Origin of the sequence: Streptomyces violens, assembly GCF_000717745.1 — a bacterium.
GTDB classification, from domain to species: Bacteria; Actinomycetota; Actinomycetes; order Streptomycetales; family Streptomycetaceae; genus Streptomyces; species Streptomyces violens.
Map to the genome: position 1 here is coordinate 572,801 of NZ_JOBH01000001.1, position 17,317 is coordinate 590,117.

A 17,317-nucleotide genomic window follows, 5' to 3' on the forward strand; every position below is an offset into this window, starting at 1 on the left:
TCTGGGAGTGCGGCACATCGACCTCCCGGAACGGATTCGGAACACCCCATCCACCCTGTGGTGGTTCGTTGGGGTTCGTCCTGTTCCATGGGGCCAGTTGAGTGACAGCCGCACCCCGCTCCGTGATCACGGAACGTCACAATCGATCGGTCAGCGCCGACCGTCGAACAGACGCGCACAGAAACCATCAAACATCCGTCATCGATGCCGTTCATCGCGGTGGTGTTGCTGGCTAGGCCGTCCGGGAAACCTCTATGATCGCCACACTTACACCGCGGATTCCCCCCTTCCCGAGTTTCCCGAGATCGACCGACCGGACCAGCGCCAAGCGGGAGCGAGCAGTGAGCGGACACTCCGACGGCACGAGCCGCGCGCCCGGAGCGACACTGCCCTCGGTCACGGAGGGTGACGAATCGGCCAACGAATGCGACGGGGACGCGCCTGCGGGCGCCGAGCACGCCGCCGCCCCGGACGACACCCCGGAAACCACCCCCGGCACCGCCCCCGCCCCCCTCCGCGTCTCCCCCGGCGGCTACCGCGCCGCCTTCGAGGCCGCCCGGCTGCCGATGGCCGTCCTCGGCCGCGACGGGCTGGTGACCGCCGCCAACCCCGCCTTCGGCGAGCTGCTGGGCAAGGACCCGCGCGCGCTGGTCACCGCCTCCGCCGCCGACCTCACCGACCTCGGCGGCGACCCGCACATCTGGAGCGCGTACCGCGACGTGCTCGCCGGCCGCAGCGACCGGCTGCGCTGCACCCGCCGCCTGAAGCACCCCGAGGGCCACTCCCTCTGGGCCGAGGTGAGCGTCGAGCCGCTGCCCGGCGGGGACCGCCTCCTGCTCTCGGTCACGGACGTCAGCGACCGGCACGACCTGCAGGCCCGGCTGCGCCACCTCCAGATGCACGACCCGGTGACCCGGCTGCCGAACCGCGCCCTCTTCTTCGAGCGGCTGGCCGCGGCCCTGGAGTCGGCGACGTACGACCGGGGCGGCACGGGCCGGATCGGCCTCTGCTACCTCGACCTGGACGGCTTCAAGGCGGTCAACGACACCCTCGGGCACCGCGTCGGCGACCGACTGCTGGGCGCCGTGGCACAGCGGCTGACCGGCTGCGGCGAGCGGCCCTCCGGCCGGGCCGGGCGCGGCGGGCAGCTCGTGGCCCGGCTGGGCGGCGACGAATTCGCGCTGCTGGTCGAGGATTCCACCGGTACCGAGCAGCTGGCCGACCTGGCGCAGTCCGTGCTGGACGCGCTGCAGCGGCCGTTCGATCTGGCGGGGCAGCGGCTGTCGGTGTCGGCGAGCATCGGGGTCGTGGAGCGGGCCGCGGCCGGCACGACGGCGACGGGCCTGATGCAGGCCGCCGATACGACGCTGTACTGGGCCAAGGCGGACGGCAAGGCCCGTTGGACGCTCTTCGATCCGGAGCGCAATGCGCACCGGATGACCCGGCAGGCGCTCTCCAGCACGCTGCGCCCGGCCGTGGACCGCGGCGAGTTCACCCTGGAGTACCAGCCGCTGGTCGGACTGGGTGACGGCCGGGCGCAGGGCGTGGAGGCGCTGGTGCGCTGGCGGCACCCGCAATTCGGGATGCTTCCGCCGAATCGGTTCATCGGATTGGCGGAGGAGAACGGCGCGATCGTCGAGCTGGGCCGCTGGGTCCTGGAGCGCGCCTGCCACCAGGCGCGTGCCTGGCAGCTGGCCCGCCCCGAGGAGCCGCCGCTCTTCGTGAGCGTGAATGTGGCCGTCCGTCAGGTCTGGGACTCCGACCTGGTCGCGGACGTGGCCGGGATCCTCGCCGAGACCGGCCTGGCACCCGAGCTGCTGCAACTGGAGCTGACCGAGTCGGCCGTGATGGGCTCGGCGGGCCGCCCCCTGCAGGCGCTTCAGGCGCTCAGCGACATGGGGGTCCGCATCGCCATCGACGACTTCGGCACGGGCTACTCCAACCTGGCGTACCTCAGCCGGCTGCCCGTCTCCGTACTGAAGCTGGACGGCTCCTTCGTCCGCGGCTTCCGCTCCGAGGAGCATCCGAACCCGGCGGACGAGACGATCGTGGAGGCACTGGTCGCGCTGGCCCACCGGCTGGGCCTGACGGTCACGGCGGAGTGCGTGGAGAACGCCGAGCAGGCCGCACGGCTGCGCCGCATCGGCTGCGACACCGGCCAGGGCTGGCTGTACTCCCGCCCGCTGCCGGCCGACCGGGTCCCGGCGCTGCTGACCGGGCCCCCGGAAAACTCTGAAAACCCCGAAGAGGGGAACCGGGGTTGACGGGGCCCGTCACCGCCCCGGCAGCCCCGTCCCCCGTCCAGGGCGCGTCTTTCGGATCATCCCGGGGCCGCCACGCCTGGCACGGCACCTCGCCGCGTTGTCGCATTTCCCACGTACAACCCGGTACGAGGGGCAACGCTCCGCCTTGCGATGCACCGCACCAGACGCGGCGACCTGATCCGGGCTGATCCAAAAGACACGCCCTAGGCCGACGCGCCCGGCAGCCCGTATGCGTCCGCGATCAGCTCGTACGAGCGGAGGCGGGCCGCGCCGCCGTGGGCGTTGGCGGTGATCATCAGCTCGTTGGCGCCGGTGCGCTTGGCGAGGTCGTCGAGGCCCTGGCGGACCGCGTCGGGCGTGCCGTACACGACGTTGCCGAGCCAGCTCTCGACGAAGTCCTCCTCGACCATGCTGTACGGGTGGTTCTCCGCCTCCTCCGGCGTGGGCACGAGGCCGGGGCGGCCGGTGCGCAGCCGGATCATGGAGAGCGCCCCGGCCAGCACCTGGCGGCGGGCCTCCGCCTCGGTCTCGCTCGCCAGCGCGCCGACGCCGATCAGCGCGTACGGCTCGTCCAGGACGGCCGACGGGCGGAAGGTCTCGCGGTACAGGTCCAGCGCGGGGATGGTGTTCTGCGCGGAGAAGTGGTGCGCGAAGGCGAACGGCAGGCCGAGCTGGGCGGCGAGCCGGGCGCTGAAGCCGGAGGAGCCGAGCAGCCAGACCGGCGGGCGGTGCGCGGACTGGACGCCGCCGGGCGAGGTGGCCTGAACGGGGCCCGGTACCGCGTGAATACGGGCATAGGGGTGCCCGTCGGGGAAGTCGTCGTCCAGGAAGCGGATCAGCTCGGCGAGCTGCTGCGGGAAATCGTCCGCGCCTTCGTTGAGCCGTTCGGTGCGGCGCAGCGCGGCGGCGGTGGCGCCGTCGGTGCCCGGCGCGCGGCCGAGGCCGAGGTCGACGCGCCCCGGAGCCATCGCTTCGAGGGTGCCGAACTGCTCGGCGATGACCAGCGGCGCGTGGTTGGGCAGCATCACACCGCCGGAGCCGAGCCGGATGGACTCGGTCTGCGCGGCCAGGTGGGCCAGGATGACGGCCGGCGAGGAGGAGGCGACGCCGGGCATGGAGTGGTGCTCGGCGACCCAGTAACGGTGGTAGCCGCGGCGCTCGGCCGTCTGCGCGATGGCGGCGGCGGTGCGCAGCGCATCGGTGGCGGTGTTGCCGGCGCCGACGGTGAGCAGGTCCAGTACGGACAGCGGTACGGGCGCGGTGCCGTGCGCCGTGCCCCGGATCTCGTTGTCGGTGGCGGGCGTGCCGGAGGCCCGGTCGGGTTCAGGGGCCGGGCCCCGGCTGTCGTCGTGGTGGCCGCTCACGGTGCGGGTCCTCCTAGGTAGCGGGTCTTCCCCGCGACCAACCGGAGTAGAACTCCGTTTATTCCCGGCGGCCCGTTCGCGAGGCCCCGGTCATCCCTCCAGCCGCGGCCCCGCGAAGAGGGTGCCCAGCTCCGGCCGGACGATCTCCCGGTCCAGCAGCCGCAGCCCCTCCCACACGGTGACCTGGTTGGCGGTGAGTACCGGCTTGCGCAGCGCCTCCTCCACGGCGGGGAGGTACGCCGCGGTGTGCAGCGCGGTGTCGGGCAGCAGGACCACCTCGGCGTCCGGATGGTCCCCCGTACGGGCGAGATGCAGTACCTCGTCCAGACCCCACGTACCCACCTCGGCAGCGGTAATGATGCCGCTGCCGCAGGTCGACACGACCTCCGTACCGGCGGACTTCAGGAAGGCACGGAAGTACTCGGCCACGTCCTCCGGATAGGTCGCCGCGATCGCCACCCGCTCGGCACCCAGCGCCTGGATCGCCCGCGCGAAGGCGAAGGAGGTACTGGAGGCGGGCAGCCCGGCGGTGGCCGACAGCTCCCGGACCTGCTCCTGCGCGCCCTCCCAGCCGAAGACGAAGCTGGCGCTCGTGCAGGCCCAGACGACGGCCTCCGCGCCCTGGTCCTTCAGGTCGGCGACCCCGGCGGCCAGCCGCGCCGCCGACCCCATTTCGAGCAGTGCGTCCACCCGGTGCGCGTCCTCACCGATGTCGGTGTGGACCAGCGGCAGCCGGACGCCGCCGCCCAGGAGGGACTCGATACGGGGATAGTCGTCCTCGGCGGAGTAGCCGGGGTAGAGGAAGCCGACCGTGGCCATGCAGTTCTCCCATCCGTCATGCGGGTGCGGGGGTACGGAGCGACGTGCTGTTCAGGTGGCGTACGCGCCGGCGGCCGAGGGGCCGTCAGGCGTCGTACGTATCGTCCGGAAACGGCGGGACGTCGAGGCCCTCGGCCGCTTCGGCCTCCGGTGCCGCGGGCGGCCCGGCGAAGGCCGCCTCGGGCTCCTGCCGGTGCCGCGGCACGGCGTCCGGCGATCCGGACAGCGCCGCGGGGCCGCGTCTCGCGACGGGGTCGAGCAGCGCCTGGTACGGGCCTACCGCGTGGCTGCCGATGGCACGCAGCGCGCCCCACATGGTGACCTGGTTGGCCGACAGGACGGGCATCCGCAGCTCGGCCTCCAGCTGCGGGATCACGTCGTACGTCGGGAGGTTGGTGCAGCTGATGAAGAGCGCGTCGGTCGCGCCCACCACCGCCTGCCGCGCCATGTCGACGACGTCGCGGTAGGGCACCTTCCAGATGTGCCGGGTCAGGCCCAGATAGGCGCGGCCCGTGACCGTGATGCCGGCTTCTGCCAGATAGTCCTCCAGCGAGTCGGTGACGGATTTGGTGTACGGCGTGACCAGGGCGACCCGCCGTGCGCCGATCTCGCACAGCGCGTCCAGCAGCGCCCCCGAAGTGGTCATCGAGGGCACCTCACCGGCCTGCTGCATGGCGGCGCACATGGCGCGCTCGCCCGCCACGCCGCCGACGAAACTGCCCGAGGTGCAGGCGTACGAGACCACCCGCGGCGATACCGCGGACAGCGCCTGCACTGCCTCCCGGAGCGTTTCGTGCTCACTGACGAGCCGGGCGAGGTCGAGCGAGACCTCGACGGGCACGAAAGGGGTGCGGGTGAGGTGGAGGGACACGTCGTCGGGAACCCAGCGCCACAGCTCGCGGTCGAGTGCGAAGTCGAAGGGCGCGACGACGCCCACACCACACTGAGGCTGTGGGCCCCCGAGAAAAGAGACGTCCATGAATGGCCCCTAGAAGAACGAAGGGCTAGGCCATTGGCCAGGGATTCTGAAACTGCCGGCACAAGCCGGGACGTCGGGACAGAGCCGTTGTTGACACGGTAGATACGACTTCTTAGCGTGGTCAATCCTCGCATCTCAGGCATCTGTCGGCGCCTCTTTCATTTAAAGGGGCTCACGTTTCAGAACGGTTTCTGGCCCATGACCGAAAACACCGTCCTTGTCCTTGGCTCCGACCCGCCGCCGAAGCTCGACAGACTGTCCGGACGCGCGAAAGTGATCTTCGCGGACGAGACCACGCTGGCCGGCCAACTTCCCACCGCCGATGTGCTCTTGGCCTGGGATTTCACCTCCGACGCCATCCGCGACGCGTGGGCCGCCGGCGGCCCCCGGCCCGCCTGGGTGCACACCGCGAGCGCCGGCGTGGACCGGCTTTTGTGCCCCGGTCTGATCGAGGACGAGACCGTGGTGACCAATGCGCGGGGCGTTTTCGAGCAACCCATCGCGGAGTACGTCGCCGGTTTGGTGATCGCGATGGCCAAGGATTTTTATGGCAGTTGGGAACTCCAGCGGCAGCGGCGATGGCAGCACAGGGAAACGCTGCGGGTGGCCGGATCGCGGGCCGTCGTGGTCGGTTCCGGGCCGATCGGGCGGGCCATCGGGCAGACCCTGAAGGTACTGGGCATCAAGGTCGACCTGGTCGGACGCCGGGAGCGGCCGGATGATCCACAGTTCGGACTGGTGCATGCGAGCGACGCGCTGGACGGGCTGCTGCCGACCGCCGACTGGGTGGTGTGCGCCGCTCCGCTCACCGAGGAGACCCGCGGCCTTTTCGACCGGCGGGCGTTCGGCCGGATGAAGGAATCGGCCCGTTTCGTGAACGTGGGGCGCGGCCCGATGGTGATCGAGCAGGATCTCGTCGAGGCGCTGCGCGGCCGGCAGATCGCGGCCGCCGCGCTGGACGTCTTCCAGCAGGAGCCGCTGGACACCGACAGCCCCCTCTGGGACGTCCCGCACCTGATCGTCTCGCCGCACATGTGCGGGGACACCCTCGGCTGGCGGGACGCGCTCGCCGAGCAGTTCGTGGACAACTACGACCGCTGGATGGCCGGCGAGCCGCTGCTCAACGTCGTCGACAAGCGGCTGGGGTACGTGCCGGTGCAGTAGCCGCGCGTACGTCCTCCGCCGCGCCCGCCCGCGCCCCGGCCCGCCGGGGCGCATTCCGCGCACACTCCACTCCCCCGATGGAGGGCTTGATGACTCAACTGGCGGATCTCACAGCACTGCGGCTCACGGCCGGTTACGCGGCCGGCGAGTTCTCCCCCGTCGATGCGGCGCGGGCCACGCTGGAACGGGCGGAGCGGGTGCAGCCGCACGTCAACGCCTTCACCCGGCTGGAGGCCGACGAAGCGCTGTCCGCCGCGAAGGAGTCCGCGGAACGCTGGCGGGCCGGCACCCCGGCCGGGCCGCTGGACGGCGTACCGGTCACCGTGAAGGACATCATCCTGATGCGCGGCGGCCCGACCCTGCGCGGCTCCCGGACCGTGCGCGCGAACCAGGCGTGGGACGAGGACGCGCCCTCGGTCGCCCGGCTGCGGGAGCAGGGCGCGGTCTTCATCGGGAAGACCACGACGCCCGAGTTCGCCTGGAAGGGCGTCACCGACAGCCCGCTCCACGGGATCACCGGCAATCCGTACGACCCGCAGCGCACCGCGGGCGGCTCCAGCGGGGGCGGCGCGGCGGCGGTGGCACTGGGCGCCGGGCCGCTGAGCCTGGGGACGGACGGCGGCGGCTCGGTCCGCATCCCCGCCTCCTTCTGCGGCGTCTTCGCGCTGAAGCCGACGTACGGGCGGGTGCCGATGTATCCGTCCAGCCCGTTCGGGACGCTGGCCCACGTAGGGCCGATGACGCGGGACGCGGCGGACGCGGCGCTGCTGATGGACGCGATCTCCGGCCCGGACTGGCGGGACTGGTCGCAGCTCGGCCCGGTCTCCGGCTCGTTCGTGGAGCAGCTCTCGGGGCCGGTGGCCGGGCTGCGGGTGGCGTACAGCCCGGCGCTCGGCTGGGACGTGCCCGTACGGCCCGAGGTCGCGGCGGCGGTCCGCCGGGCCGTGGAGAAGCTGGCGGAGCTGGGCGCGCACGTGGAGGAGGTCGACCCGAAGATCGAGGACCCGGTGGAGGCGTTCCACACCCTGTGGTTCAGCGGGGTGGCCCGGGTCGTGCAGCCCCTCGGGGAGGAGGCGCGCGAGCTGCTGGAGCCGGCGCTGCGCACGGTGTGCGAGCAGGGCGCGCGCTACAGCGCGCTGGACTACCTGGCGGCGGTGGACGTACGGATGGCGCTCGGCCGGCAGATGGGGCGGTTCCACGAGACGTACGACCTGCTCGTCACGCCGACCGAGCCGATCACCGCCTTCGAGGCGGGCGTGGAGGTGCCGAAGGGATCGGGGCACGAGCGGTGGACCGGCTGGACGCCGTTCACGTACCCCTTCAACATGACGCAGCAGCCCGCCGCGACGCTGCCGTGCGGCGTGGACGGCGACGGGCTGCCGATCGGGGTGCAACTGGTCGGCGCGCGGCACGCGGACGCTCTGGTACTGCGCGCCGCGCACGCCCTGTACGGGACCGGGGTGGCGGACATCCCGGCCCCGGCGCTCGTGGCTACGCCCGGCGGAAGCTGAGCGTCTCGCCGAGCGCGCCGGCCCGCCAGAGGTCCTGGCAGGCGTCGGCCATCCGGTCCAGGCCGTCCACGACGGAGCCCCAGACGATGCCCGGGACCCAGCCCGCGTCGCCGTTGATCAGCAGGTTGTTGCGCTCGTAGAAGAGCGCGAGGTCGACGACGGTGGCGCGCTCGGCGTGCGCGGCCTTCCCGCCCTGTCGCTCGGCCGCCGCCTCGTATCCGTACGAGGAGGTGGCCAGCTGGGTGTCGGTGAAGGTGAAGTAGCACAGGTCGCCGGGGATCGGGGTGATCGTGGGGTTCTCCAGCGGCGGCTCCTCGGGGGCGAAGGGCGGCACCAGAGCGTAGATCTCGTTGCGGGCGTACTTGGCGTGGTAGACGTCGCCGCCGAGCGGGAGCGCGTCCCAGACGGCGGCACAGGTGACGGGCGCGCGGTCGTCGAGCAGCTTGGCCGTGCAGCGCACGCCGCGCTTGTCCAGGGAGACCTCGATGAAGCGGTCGGCCATGATGACCCCTCTTGGTTGATTACCATGCTTGCCGGGCTTACGGCACTTACCAGTCAATGCCGGTCATTGGCGACGTATCACCCGGCACCCCGAGCGTAGGGCGTCCCCGGACACTTCCCCGGGCGGCACAGGAGAAGTCATTTCCCTTCTGTCCCAACGACCCCATACATAGCCGCTGTTACTCCCATGTTTCTCCCGGCAACTCCGTGTACCACCCCTTCGGTACCGGAAGCATCAAGGGCCGGAAACGATCGGCATAGGTCCGCCGGCTTCGGGTAGTCGCGCGCCCATGGCTCCACCAATGGGGAACACCAAAGAAATCGGGCGAAGTTCGGGAAGCGGCCTCCGCCGCCGCACGCTGCTCGCGGGGGTGGCGGCGCTCGGCGCGGCGGGCGCGATGGGCGCCACGAGCGCCTGCAGCCGGGTCTCGACGGCCGACACCGGAGACGGCGGGCACCTGCTGGAACAGCTGCGCGCCAAGGGCGCCGTAAGGCTGGGCCTGGCCGGCGAGCAGCCGTACAGCTACATCGGGAAGGACGGGAAGATGACCGGCTCGGCGCCGGCCATCGCCGAGCGGATCTTCAAGCGGCTGGGCGTGCCGAGCGTCCAGCCGTTCGCCACGGAATTCGGCTCGCTGATCACCGGGCTGAATTCCCTCCAGTTCGATGTCGTGGCCGCCGGGATGTACATCAATCCGGAACGCTGCGAGCAGGTGATTTTCGCCGATCCCGAATACCAGATGCTCGATGCCTTCATCGTGCCGAAGGGGAATCCGAAGAACCTGCGCAACTACAAGGACATCGCCAGGACCGGCGCCCATATGGCGACCGGCGTCGGCTTCGCGGAGATCGACTACGCCAAGGAGGCCGGGGTCGAGCACATCACGACCCTGCCCGACGCGCTCGCCGGGCTGCTCGCGGTCGAGCAGGGCCGCATCGACGTGTTCGCCGGCACCGCGGTGACCGTGCGGAACGTCGTGCGCGAGACCGAGACGACGAAGGCGGAGGCCACCGAGGAAGTCACGCCGTACGTGGACGGAAAGCCGGTCATCGACGTCGGCGGCTTCGCCTTCCGCAGCCCGGAGACTCATCTCCGGGACGCATTCAACCGCGAGCTGCACAAGATGAAGAAGAGCGGCGAACTCCTGGACGTCATGCGGCCTTTCGGCTTCACGAAGGACCAGATGACGACCATCACCGCTAAGGAGAAGTGCAAGCCATGAGCGAAATCAGCTGGGGTTTGTGGGAACTCCTCCTCAAAGGCGTCTGGATCACCGTTCAGCTGACGGTCTACAGCGCCGCACTCGCCGCCGTGGTGGCCTTCGTCATCGGCCTGGCCCGGGCCCACCGGCTGTGGATCGTGCGCTTTCTCTCCGGTGCGTACTTCGAGATCTTCCGCGGCACGTCCGCGCTGATCCTGATGTTCTGGATCTTCTTCGTGCTGCCGATCGGCTTCGGCTGGCAGCTCGTCCCCATGTGGGCCGCCACCCTCGCCCTGGGCCTGAGCTACGGCGCGTACGGGTCCGAAGTCGTACGCGGTGCCGTGAACGCCGTCGCCCCCGCCCAGCGCGAGGCGGGCATCGCGCTCAGTTTCAGCCCCGCCCAGCAGCTGCGGAAGATCATCCTGCCGCAGGCGTGGCCGGAGATGGTCCCGCCGTTCAACAACCTGCTGATCGAGCTGCTCAAGGGCACGGCCCTGGTCTCGATCATGGGCGTGGCCGACATCGCCTTCGGTGCCTCGCTGGTGCGCAACGCCACCGGCCAGAGTGCCCCCGTCTACACGATCATCCTGGTGATGTACTTCCTCCTCGCCTTCCTGCTGACGCGCGGGATGCGGGTCGTGGAGCGGCAGGCCAAGGCCGGGATCGGCCAGGCCCCCACGAAGCGTGAGGGCCTGCGCAGCAAGCTGAGCGCCGGCCAGGTCGGCGACATCACGCGCTCCGGCGCGGCCCCGGCGGGAGGTGCCGGCCAGTGAACTGGAACTGGAACGCGGTCGGCGACTTCATGCCGATGTTCTTGCACGGCCTCCTGGTCACCCTGGAGGCCCTGGCGCTCGGCTCGCTGATCGCCTTCGTCCTCGGGCTGGTCTGGGCCATGGCGCAGCGCTCCGAGCACGCCGTGGTGCGCTGGCCGGTGGTGGGGGTCACCGAGTTCATCCGTAACACCCCCCTCCTCGTCCAGCTCTTCTTCCTCTACTACGTGCTGCCCGAGTGGGGGATCACGCTCTCGGCGCTGACCACCGGCGTGATCGGCCTCGGCCTGCACTACTCGACGTACACCGCCGAGGTCTACCGCGCCGGCATCGACGGCGTCCCGGTGGGCCAGTGGGAGGCGGCGACCGCGCTCAGCCTGCCGCGCATGCGGACCTGGGGCGCGGTGATCCTGCCGCAGGCGATCCGCCGGGTCGTCCCGGCGCTGGGCAACTACGTCGTCGCGATGCTGAAGGATACGCCGATGATCTTCGTGATCGGCGTGCTGGAGATGCTGGGCGAGGCCCGCCAGTTCTCCTCGCAGACCTTCCAGACCATCGAGCCCTACACGGTCGTCGGCCTCGCCTTCATCGTCATCGCCTACCCGGCTTCCCTTCTCCTGCGAGTCCTGGAGCGTCGCCTTGTCCGCTGACAGCAGCACCACGAATGAAACGACCAACCCCGCGGTGGACGGCAGCGAGCTGATCCGCTTCGACCACGTCACCAAGCGCTTCGGTACCAACACGGTCCTGGACTCGCTGGACTTCTCGGTCAAGTCCGGCAAGCACGTCACGCTGATCGGCCCGTCCGGGTCCGGCAAGACCACGATCCTGCGGCTGCTGATGACGCTGCTGAAGCCGGACGAGGGCACGATCAAGGTCGGTGGGGAGTACCTCACCCACGAGAGCAAGGGCGGCAAGCTCGTACCGGCCGGCGAGAAGCACACCCGCGAGGTGCGCAAGAACATCGGCATGGTCTTCCAGCAGTTCAACCTCTTCCCCAACATGAAGGTGCTGCGCAACGTCACCGAGGCGCCGGTACACGTGCTGGGGATGCCCAAGGAGGCGGCCGAGGAGCGCGCCCACGAGCTGCTGGACCTGGTCGGCCTCACCGAGCACGTGGACAAGTACCCGACCCAGCTCTCCGGCGGCCAGCAGCAGCGGGTCGCCATCGCGCGCGCCCTGGCCATGCGGCCGCAGGTACTGCTCCTGGACGAGGTCACCTCGGCGCTCGACCCGGAGCTGGTGGCCGGCGTGCTGGACGTGCTGCGGGACATCGCGCACACGACCGACATCACGATGCTGTGCGTGACGCACGAGATGAACTTCGCACGCGACATCTCCGATGACGTCCTGATGTTCGACTCGGGCCGGGTCATCGAGTCCGGGCCGCCGGAGAAAATCTTCACGGAGCCGGAGCACGAGCGGACGCGGGAATTCCTGAGCGCGGTGCTCTGATCCCCCGGCGCGTCAGCGGCCCGCCGCCCCACCAGGGGCGGCGGGCCGTTTTTCCCTCCGGAATCCTGCCTATGGCATATGCCGTGGTGGTGAATCGCTGAACAGAAGCGCGCTGGACGACGATTTTCACTCAAGCCCCCCTCCTGTAAGCCCGGTTGGCCGCTATCGTGGTACGAGCCCCGCCACCCGGTAAGGCCGCGCGACGCATGGCGTCCGTGACGGGCGGCGACGGTGACGATGCAAACGGTCACAACCTGCTAGGGGGACACCGTGGCGCCGACGTACGAGCCCACCGCGCCTTACCACTCGGTGCGCTACGCACTCCGTGTGCTCGAAACGGTTTCCCGGCACCCCACCGGCACGACCGATGCGCAGATAGCGCGCGAGACCGGCCTGCCCGCCGCCCATCTCACGCACATGCTGGCGATGCTGCGCCGCGAGGGCTACCTCGACCAGCTCTCCGACGGCGCATACGTGGTCGGGGACTCCCTGTCGCTGCTCGGCGGCGGCGTCGACCGCGCCCAGGCGCTCAACGACAAGCTGCAGACCTCGCTCGACGAGCTGCGCGACTCCGTCGGCGCCGCGGTCTACATCAGCCGCTACATCGACGGCGAGGTGCGCATCCTGCACTACGCCGACGGCCCGCAGACCCCCAAGGTCAACGAATGGGCGGAGTTCCACCGCACGGCGCACGCGAGCGCGATGGGCAAGTGCCTGCTCGCCCAGCTCGACCACGACGGCCGGCGGGACCACCTCTCGCGGCACAAGACCGCCCGGCTCACCTCCCGGACGATCACCAACGAGAAGGTGCTCTTCCACAAGCTCGACAGCCAGCCGGCCTCCGTCCCCGTCCTGGACCTCCAGGAGTACGCCGTCGGCACGGTCTGCGCGGCCGTCCCGATCACGGCCGGCGCGACGGTGGGCTGCCTCGCGCTGTCGATGCCGCTGGAGCACGCCCACCGGCTGCGCAAGGCCGCCGACACGCTGAACCGCAGGGCGGCTCCGGTCCTGCTGTCGCTGGCGCTCTGACCGGCGAAGGCCCCGACGGTGTGGCCGGGGCCACATGGTTCGGAGCACCCCTCGGGACCAGGTAGTATTTACGTCGTCAGCAGGCGCCGCTAGCTCAGTTGGTTAGAGCAGCTGACTCTTAATCAGCGGGTCCGGGGTTCGAGTCCCTGGCGGCGCACAGACAGCGAAGGCCCTCACTCCGGTGAGGGCCTTCGTCGTGTGCGGCACCGCTCCGCGGTTACGACAGGTTCACGTCGGCGCAGGAGTAGAAGGCATTGCCGGTGTCGGCGATGTTCCAGACGCCGAGGATCATGTGCCGGCCGGTGTGGCCGGTCGGGACGGTGCCCTGCTGGGACCAGACCTCCGGCGGCTGCTTACCGCCCAGCGGCACGGTCATGAAGGGCTGCGATTCGAGTGCCGCGCGGGTGAGCGGCTTGCTCGGGTCCCAGCCCTGCTTGGTGATGTAGTACCGGAAGTCCGTCGTGGCGTGCCGCGCGGTCATCTTCCAGCTGAAGGTGAAGCCCTGGCCCGCCTTGAGGGCGGTCGCGGGCCACTGACCGCCGCGCGGGTCGTCCAGCTCGGCGAACGAGGAGTTGCCGCCGGCACAGATCTTGCCGTCGGCGGGGCCCGCGGCCGGGAAGCCCTTGGGGCCCTCGACGCTCTGCGGCTCCCATTGGATGGCGCCGCAGTTCTTGACGGTGCCGGCGGCGCACAGCGACTGCCGGCTCGGGGGCTGGGTGCCGTATCCGTGGCTGGAGGCACTGCCGGTGGCGAGCAGGGAGGCGCCGGCCATTCCGAGGGTGATCATGGCGACGCTGATCTTCTTGCGCATGCTTCGCTCCTGAACGTGGGGGAGGTTCCGTGAGAGCCGTGCAGTGCGGTCTAGACCAAGTCGCAGCGTAATGACGGCTGTTGCACTTGTCCAGACCAATTGCCGACGCTCTCAGTTCACTTCCGTCCCGCTCGGTTCAGCCTCGGTTCAGCTCGGTTCAGCCTCAGTTCCGCTCCGCGAAGAGCCGGGCGAGGTGTGCGTCCAGGTCGAGGAAGCGGCCCTCCTCCCCCGGCGGCACCACCTCGGCCGTCGCCCGTACCCAGGCCGCCAGGTCCGTCGCCTCGGCCGTCAGCGCGCACGCGCTCCCGGTGGTCCGCAGCTCGATGTGGACCCGGCGGACCCCGACCGCGTCCCGGAACGGCCGCATCCGTACGTCCCCCTCGCCCGCCGGGCCGCGCAGCCCGGCGAGCAGCAGCTCCCGCGAGAACACCCAGGTCGTGACCGTACGGCCCTGGCTGACGAAGGCGACCCGCACCTCGTACGGGCGGTCGCTGCGGTAGCCGAACCGGCCCGCCACCGGGACGACGGTGTCCGGGCCGAGCAGCAGCTGGAGTTCAAGGGTGCGCGTCGTGGCGGCCACCACGGCGCCTCACTCCTGCGCCGCCGCGCTGCCGCGGGCGGTGTAGAACGCCACGGTCAGGTCCTTGACCAGCGCCTTGCGTTCGTAGTCGTCCAGCTCCACCAGCCCCCTGGTGGTGAGCCGCCGTACCGTGTCGTCCACCGCGTCCACCACCGAGGTCAGCACGGTGTCGCGGTGCCGGGCATCGATCGCGGCGATCTGCCGGCGGTGCATGGCGGCCGCCACCTCCGGCGCGTACTCGATGCGCGTGGGCTGCGCGGAGAAGACCTCGATGCCCACCGGGCGGCAGTCGGCGGCGAGCTGCGCGGTCAGCGCGTCGCCCACCGCGTCGGCGTCCCGCAGGCTCGGGGACTCCTCGTGGAAGGCGTCGGCGGGCAGCCGGCCGAGCACCCGCGCGGTCCCCGCCTCCACCTGTTCGCGCAGGTAGGTGACGTGATCGTCGACCGCGTACCGGGCCCGCGCGGCATCCACGACGCGCCAGACCACCAGCACCACGGTCCGCAGCTGCACCCCGGCCGCGTCCACCGCCGGCATCGGCTCGCTGCGCCAGTGCCGCAGCCGCACGTCCACCCGGCGGCGGCGCAGCACCGGGCTGATCCACACGAGACCGGTGCGCCGGACGGTGCCGCGGTAGCGCCCGAAGAGGCTGAGCACCCAGGCGCCGCCGACCCGGCCGCGGGCCAGCCCGCCGAGCGCGAAGAGGGTGGCCGCGCAGCCCAGTACGAGCAGCGCGAGGTCGCGGGGCGACAGCGGTGTCGGGGTCCGGCCGGGCAGTCGCAGCAGGCGTACGGCCTGGTCGGGCAGCATCCCGTGCCACCACAGCAGCGCCCCGCAGCACGCGGCGGCGAGCAGCCCGGCGCACAGCGCGTACCCGCCGGGGAGCGAGGGGCCGCGCCGCTCGGTGAGGTCCGGGTCCTCGTCGGGGACGCGCCGGCTGCCGGGCCGCACGGAGGCGGGGCGGCCCGCGCCGGTCTCCCCGGTGGCGGCCGGGGAGGTCACCCGGCTACCGGCGTCGACCACGCCGAGGGCGTCGGTCAGTACCGCGCGCTCGGCGGTGTCGAGCAGCTCCTCGGCGGCCTCGATGCCGGCCGTCGGCGGCAGGTCCTGCGGCCCCGGGTCCGGCTGGGGCTCCGGCACGGGTTCGGGTTCGGGCTTCGGTACGGGCGCGGGGTCGGGCATCGGCTCGGAGGCGGCCGCCCAGTACGGGGCGGGGGGCCGGCCGGGGGGTACGGGGCCCGCGGAGTCCGTGGGTGCGGCTCCCGGCGAGCCTGTGGGTGCGCCCCCGGCCGGTACGCCGAATTCGTCCACGAAGGGGAGTCCCGTGTCCGGGTCCATCAGGGGGACCATCCGCGGTGCCGGGCCGTATCCCCGCGCCTCGGCCCCCGCCGGGAACGCGGTCTCCGGCTGTCCGCTGTCCGTTCTGCCTGCCATGAAGTGCTCCGTCATAGGAAGAGTCGCCGCCAGGTCTCGGGGCCGGGACGGCCGTCCGCGTCGGCGCCGCGCCAGCCCTGCGCGCGCTGGAACGCCTCGACGTTCCTGCGGTCCGCCTCCGACCAGCGCGGTCCGGGGCCCGAGGTGTAGTACTTGCCGTAGCCCTTCTTCACGAGCTGCCGGCCGAGCCGGGTGATGTGGTCGCCGCTCTCGCCGGGCCGGAAGTGCCGGACGCCGGGGAAGCCGCCCGCCTTGCCGGCGGCCGAGTGGCCGCCGATGTTCCGGCCCTTGCCGCCGGTCAGATACGCCCAGGTGTCCGGCCCGGGCAGGCCGTCGGCCTCCGTGCCGCGCCACCCCTGGGCGCGCTGGAAGGCCCGGGTGGCGTCGCGGTCCGCCGAGCTCCAGCGCGGCCCGGGGCCCGAGCGGTAGAACGTGCCGCCGCCGCGGGCGACCAGCAGCCGCCCGAGCTTCGTCACCCACGCGTTGTCGGCGCCGGGCCCGAAGTGCCCGAGGCCGGGGAAGGCGGACGAGAAGCCGTCCGGGAGCCCGCCCTGGGGAAGCCCGCCGTCAGGCAGTCCACTGTCGGGGAGACCGCTGTCCGGGAGGCCACTGTCGATCAGGTTCCGGTAGCGATAGGGCACGTATTTGTCGGCGTTGCTCCAATACGCGTACGGGGTGACCTTCTTCCGGGCGTGTTGCGGCGCCAGTTCGTACGCGACGTACTTCTTCCGGGAGGCGTCCGCCCAGCCGCCGAAGATGGTCACGTGCGAGCCCGCCGACGGGTTCCCCGCGTTGTGGTACAGCAGGATGTCGCCGGGTCGCAGCTCGTCCTTCGTTATCCGCACGGCGTACCGGCTGAGCGATCCGGTCCACTGGTTGCTGCCCAGCCCCCAGGCCATCGAGACGAAGCCCGAGCAGTCCTCGCGGTAGCCGTCGGACCAGAAGCCGTTCATGTTGTACGGCACCCGTGCCGCGATCCACGCCTTCGCCCGCGCGATGATCGCCGCGCGCGTGGTGGAGCGCGGCTCGTCGGCGGGCCGCGCGCGCCCGCTGCCCGTACCGCCGTACAGGCCGCTGACCGGGCCCTGGGTGCCCGGCGTCGCCTCCGGGTCCGGGGCCGGTACCGCGCCGCCGGCCGGGCCCGCCGCGGGACGGCCGGCCGCCGCCTCGGGGAGGGCACCGGCGGCGGGGGTGGCCAGGACCGTGCCGGCAGCGGCCGCCAGCACCAGCGCGCGGCGGGCGCCGTGCGCGGCGGGGTGGCCACCGTCCCTGAGCCGCGCCGCCTGCGCGAGGGCGCGCCGCTGCTGCGCGCAGCCCGCGCAGGGGCAGTCGTCCGCGGGCTCGAATTCGATGAACACCGGCACCGTCATTCCCGTTCCCCTTCCGGCCACTGCGTTCTCATTGGCCTCAACGGGCACAGCTTCTCAACTACCGGTA

General features: G+C 71.5%; 15 protein-coding genes, 1 tRNA gene and 1 pseudogene. 9 read left to right on the forward strand and 8 right to left on the reverse strand.

The features are described 5' to 3' along the window. The first annotated feature begins 341 nt into the window (after positions 1-341). Entirely contained in the window at positions 342-2,264 is a 1,923-nt protein-coding gene (locus tag IF04_RS0102480) for a putative bifunctional diguanylate cyclase/phosphodiesterase (RefSeq protein WP_051830588.1), read from the forward strand. 203 nt (positions 2,265-2,467) lie between these two features. Here IF04_RS0102480 and IF04_RS0102485 read toward each other — a convergent pair whose 3' ends face one another. The 3 genes from IF04_RS0102485 to IF04_RS0102495 form a co-directional block, all read right to left on the reverse strand. Next, the gene (locus IF04_RS0102485; protein ID WP_030250099.1) at positions 2,468-3,547 is read right to left on the reverse strand and encodes an LLM class flavin-dependent oxidoreductase; all 1,080 of its coding nucleotides are present in this window, start codon (positions 3,545-3,547) and stop codon (positions 2,468-2,470) included. A 171-nt stretch (positions 3,548-3,718) separates the two neighbouring features. Then, complete coding sequence (locus tag IF04_RS0102490) at positions 3,719-4,447, reverse strand: maleate cis-trans isomerase family protein (RefSeq protein WP_030250101.1); 729 nt, start codon at positions 4,445-4,447, stop codon at positions 3,719-3,721. A gap of 85 nt (positions 4,448-4,532) precedes the next feature. After that, the gene (locus IF04_RS0102495; RefSeq protein ID WP_030250104.1) at positions 4,533-5,426 is read right to left on the reverse strand and encodes a maleate cis-trans isomerase family protein; all 894 of its coding nucleotides are present in this window, start codon (positions 5,424-5,426) and stop codon (positions 4,533-4,535) included. 198 nt (positions 5,427-5,624) lie between these two features. Between IF04_RS0102495 and IF04_RS0102500 the strand changes: the two genes are divergently transcribed. Both IF04_RS0102500 and IF04_RS0102505 read left to right on the forward strand, forming a co-directional pair. Further along, a complete protein-coding gene (locus IF04_RS0102500; protein WP_030250106.1) occupies positions 5,625-6,590 on the forward strand; it encodes a D-2-hydroxyacid dehydrogenase in 966 nt (321 codons plus the stop codon). Between the two features lie 89 nt (positions 6,591-6,679). Beyond that, positions 6,680-8,101: an amidase gene (locus IF04_RS0102505; protein ID WP_037957966.1), complete on the forward strand. Its 1,422-nt coding sequence runs from the start codon at positions 6,680-6,682 to the stop codon at positions 8,099-8,101. On the opposite strand, the gene IF04_RS0102510 is transcribed toward IF04_RS0102505, so the two are convergent. After that, positions 8,082-8,603: a DUF3830 family protein gene (locus IF04_RS0102510; RefSeq protein WP_030250111.1), complete on the reverse strand. Its 522-nt coding sequence runs from the start codon at positions 8,601-8,603 to the stop codon at positions 8,082-8,084. The two genes, IF04_RS0102505 and IF04_RS0102510, sit on opposite strands and share 20 nt — an antisense overlap. A 301-nt stretch (positions 8,604-8,904) precedes the next feature. Here IF04_RS0102510 and ehuB point away from each other — a divergent pair, with 301 nt between their 5' ends. The 6 genes from ehuB (at position 8,905) to IF04_RS0102540 (ending at position 13,215) form a co-directional block, all read left to right on the forward strand. Further along, on the forward strand, positions 8,905-9,825 hold the full coding sequence (gene ehuB, locus IF04_RS0102515) for an ectoine/hydroxyectoine ABC transporter substrate-binding protein EhuB (RefSeq protein ID WP_245654245.1): 921 nt from the start codon (positions 8,905-8,907) through the stop codon (positions 9,823-9,825). Further along, complete coding sequence (gene ehuC / locus IF04_RS0102520; protein WP_037957969.1) at positions 9,822-10,577, forward strand: ectoine/hydroxyectoine ABC transporter permease subunit EhuC; 756 nt, start codon at positions 9,822-9,824, stop codon at positions 10,575-10,577. The genes ehuB and ehuC overlap by 4 nt, the downstream gene beginning before the upstream one ends. Further along, positions 10,574-11,224 (forward strand): ectoine/hydroxyectoine ABC transporter permease subunit EhuD, encoded by a 651-nt coding sequence (ehuD, locus tag IF04_RS0102525; RefSeq protein WP_030250114.1) that lies wholly within the window; start codon positions 10,574-10,576, stop codon positions 11,222-11,224. Before ehuC ends, ehuD begins: the two co-directional genes overlap by 4 nt. A 34-nt stretch (positions 11,225-11,258) precedes the next feature. After that, entirely contained in the window at positions 11,259-12,029 is a 771-nt protein-coding gene (gene ehuA / locus IF04_RS0102530) for an ectoine/hydroxyectoine ABC transporter ATP-binding protein EhuA (protein ID WP_078599729.1), read from the forward strand. Positions 12,030-12,299: 270 nt separating this feature from the next. Next, positions 12,300-13,058: an IclR family transcriptional regulator gene (locus IF04_RS0102535; RefSeq protein ID WP_030250116.1), complete on the forward strand. Its 759-nt coding sequence runs from the start codon at positions 12,300-12,302 to the stop codon at positions 13,056-13,058. 83 nt (positions 13,059-13,141) lie between these two features. Then, positions 13,142-13,215 (forward strand) — tRNA-Lys (locus IF04_RS0102540). A 60-nt stretch (positions 13,216-13,275) separates the two neighbouring features. Here the strand turns inward: IF04_RS0102540 and IF04_RS0102545 are convergent. The 4 genes and pseudogenes from IF04_RS0102545 to IF04_RS0102560 form a co-directional block, all read right to left on the reverse strand. Beyond that, complete coding sequence (locus IF04_RS0102545; RefSeq protein ID WP_030250118.1) at positions 13,276-13,869, reverse strand: lytic polysaccharide monooxygenase auxiliary activity family 9 protein; 594 nt, start codon at positions 13,867-13,869, stop codon at positions 13,276-13,278. A 163-nt stretch (positions 13,870-14,032) separates the two neighbouring features. Then, positions 14,033-14,449: an SsgA family sporulation/cell division regulator gene (locus tag IF04_RS0102550; protein ID WP_245654246.1), complete on the reverse strand. Its 417-nt coding sequence runs from the start codon at positions 14,447-14,449 to the stop codon at positions 14,033-14,035. A gap of 9 nt (positions 14,450-14,458) precedes the next feature. Continuing rightward, a pseudogene (locus IF04_RS39460) lies at positions 14,459-15,160 on the reverse strand (SPFH domain-containing protein); the annotation flags it as partial. 731 nt (positions 15,161-15,891) lie between these two features. Beyond that, complete coding sequence (locus tag IF04_RS0102560) at positions 15,892-17,250, reverse strand: peptidoglycan-binding protein (RefSeq protein WP_030250127.1); 1,359 nt, start codon at positions 17,248-17,250, stop codon at positions 15,892-15,894. Between the last annotated feature and the right edge of the window lie 67 nt (positions 17,251-17,317).

Excerpts from the sequence above, each read along its gene's own strand:
- IF04_RS0102495 (WP_030250104.1), bottom strand. The coding sequence starts at position 5,426 with ATGGACGTCTCTTTTCTCGGGGGCCCACAGCCTCAGTGTGGTGTGGGC.
- ehuB (WP_245654245.1), top strand. The coding sequence starts at position 8,905 with ATGGGGAACACCAAAGAAATCGGGCGAAGTTCGGGAAGCGGCCTCCGC.
- IF04_RS0102505 (WP_037957966.1), top strand. The coding sequence starts at position 6,680 with ATGACTCAACTGGCGGATCTCACAGCACTGCGGCTCACGGCCGGTTAC.
- IF04_RS0102510 (WP_030250111.1), bottom strand. The coding sequence starts at position 8,603 with ATGGCCGACCGCTTCATCGAGGTCTCCCTGGACAAGCGCGGCGTGCGC.
- IF04_RS0102490 (WP_030250101.1), bottom strand. The coding sequence starts at position 4,447 with ATGGCCACGGTCGGCTTCCTCTACCCCGGCTACTCCGCCGAGGACGAC.
- IF04_RS0102545 (WP_030250118.1), bottom strand. The coding sequence starts at position 13,869 with ATGCGCAAGAAGATCAGCGTCGCCATGATCACCCTCGGAATGGCCGGC.
- ehuC (WP_037957969.1), top strand. The coding sequence starts at position 9,822 with ATGAGCGAAATCAGCTGGGGTTTGTGGGAACTCCTCCTCAAAGGCGTC.
- IF04_RS0102560 (WP_030250127.1), bottom strand. The coding sequence starts at position 17,250 with ATGACGGTGCCGGTGTTCATCGAATTCGAGCCCGCGGACGACTGCCCC.
- IF04_RS0102500 (WP_030250106.1), top strand. The coding sequence starts at position 5,625 with ATGACCGAAAACACCGTCCTTGTCCTTGGCTCCGACCCGCCGCCGAAG.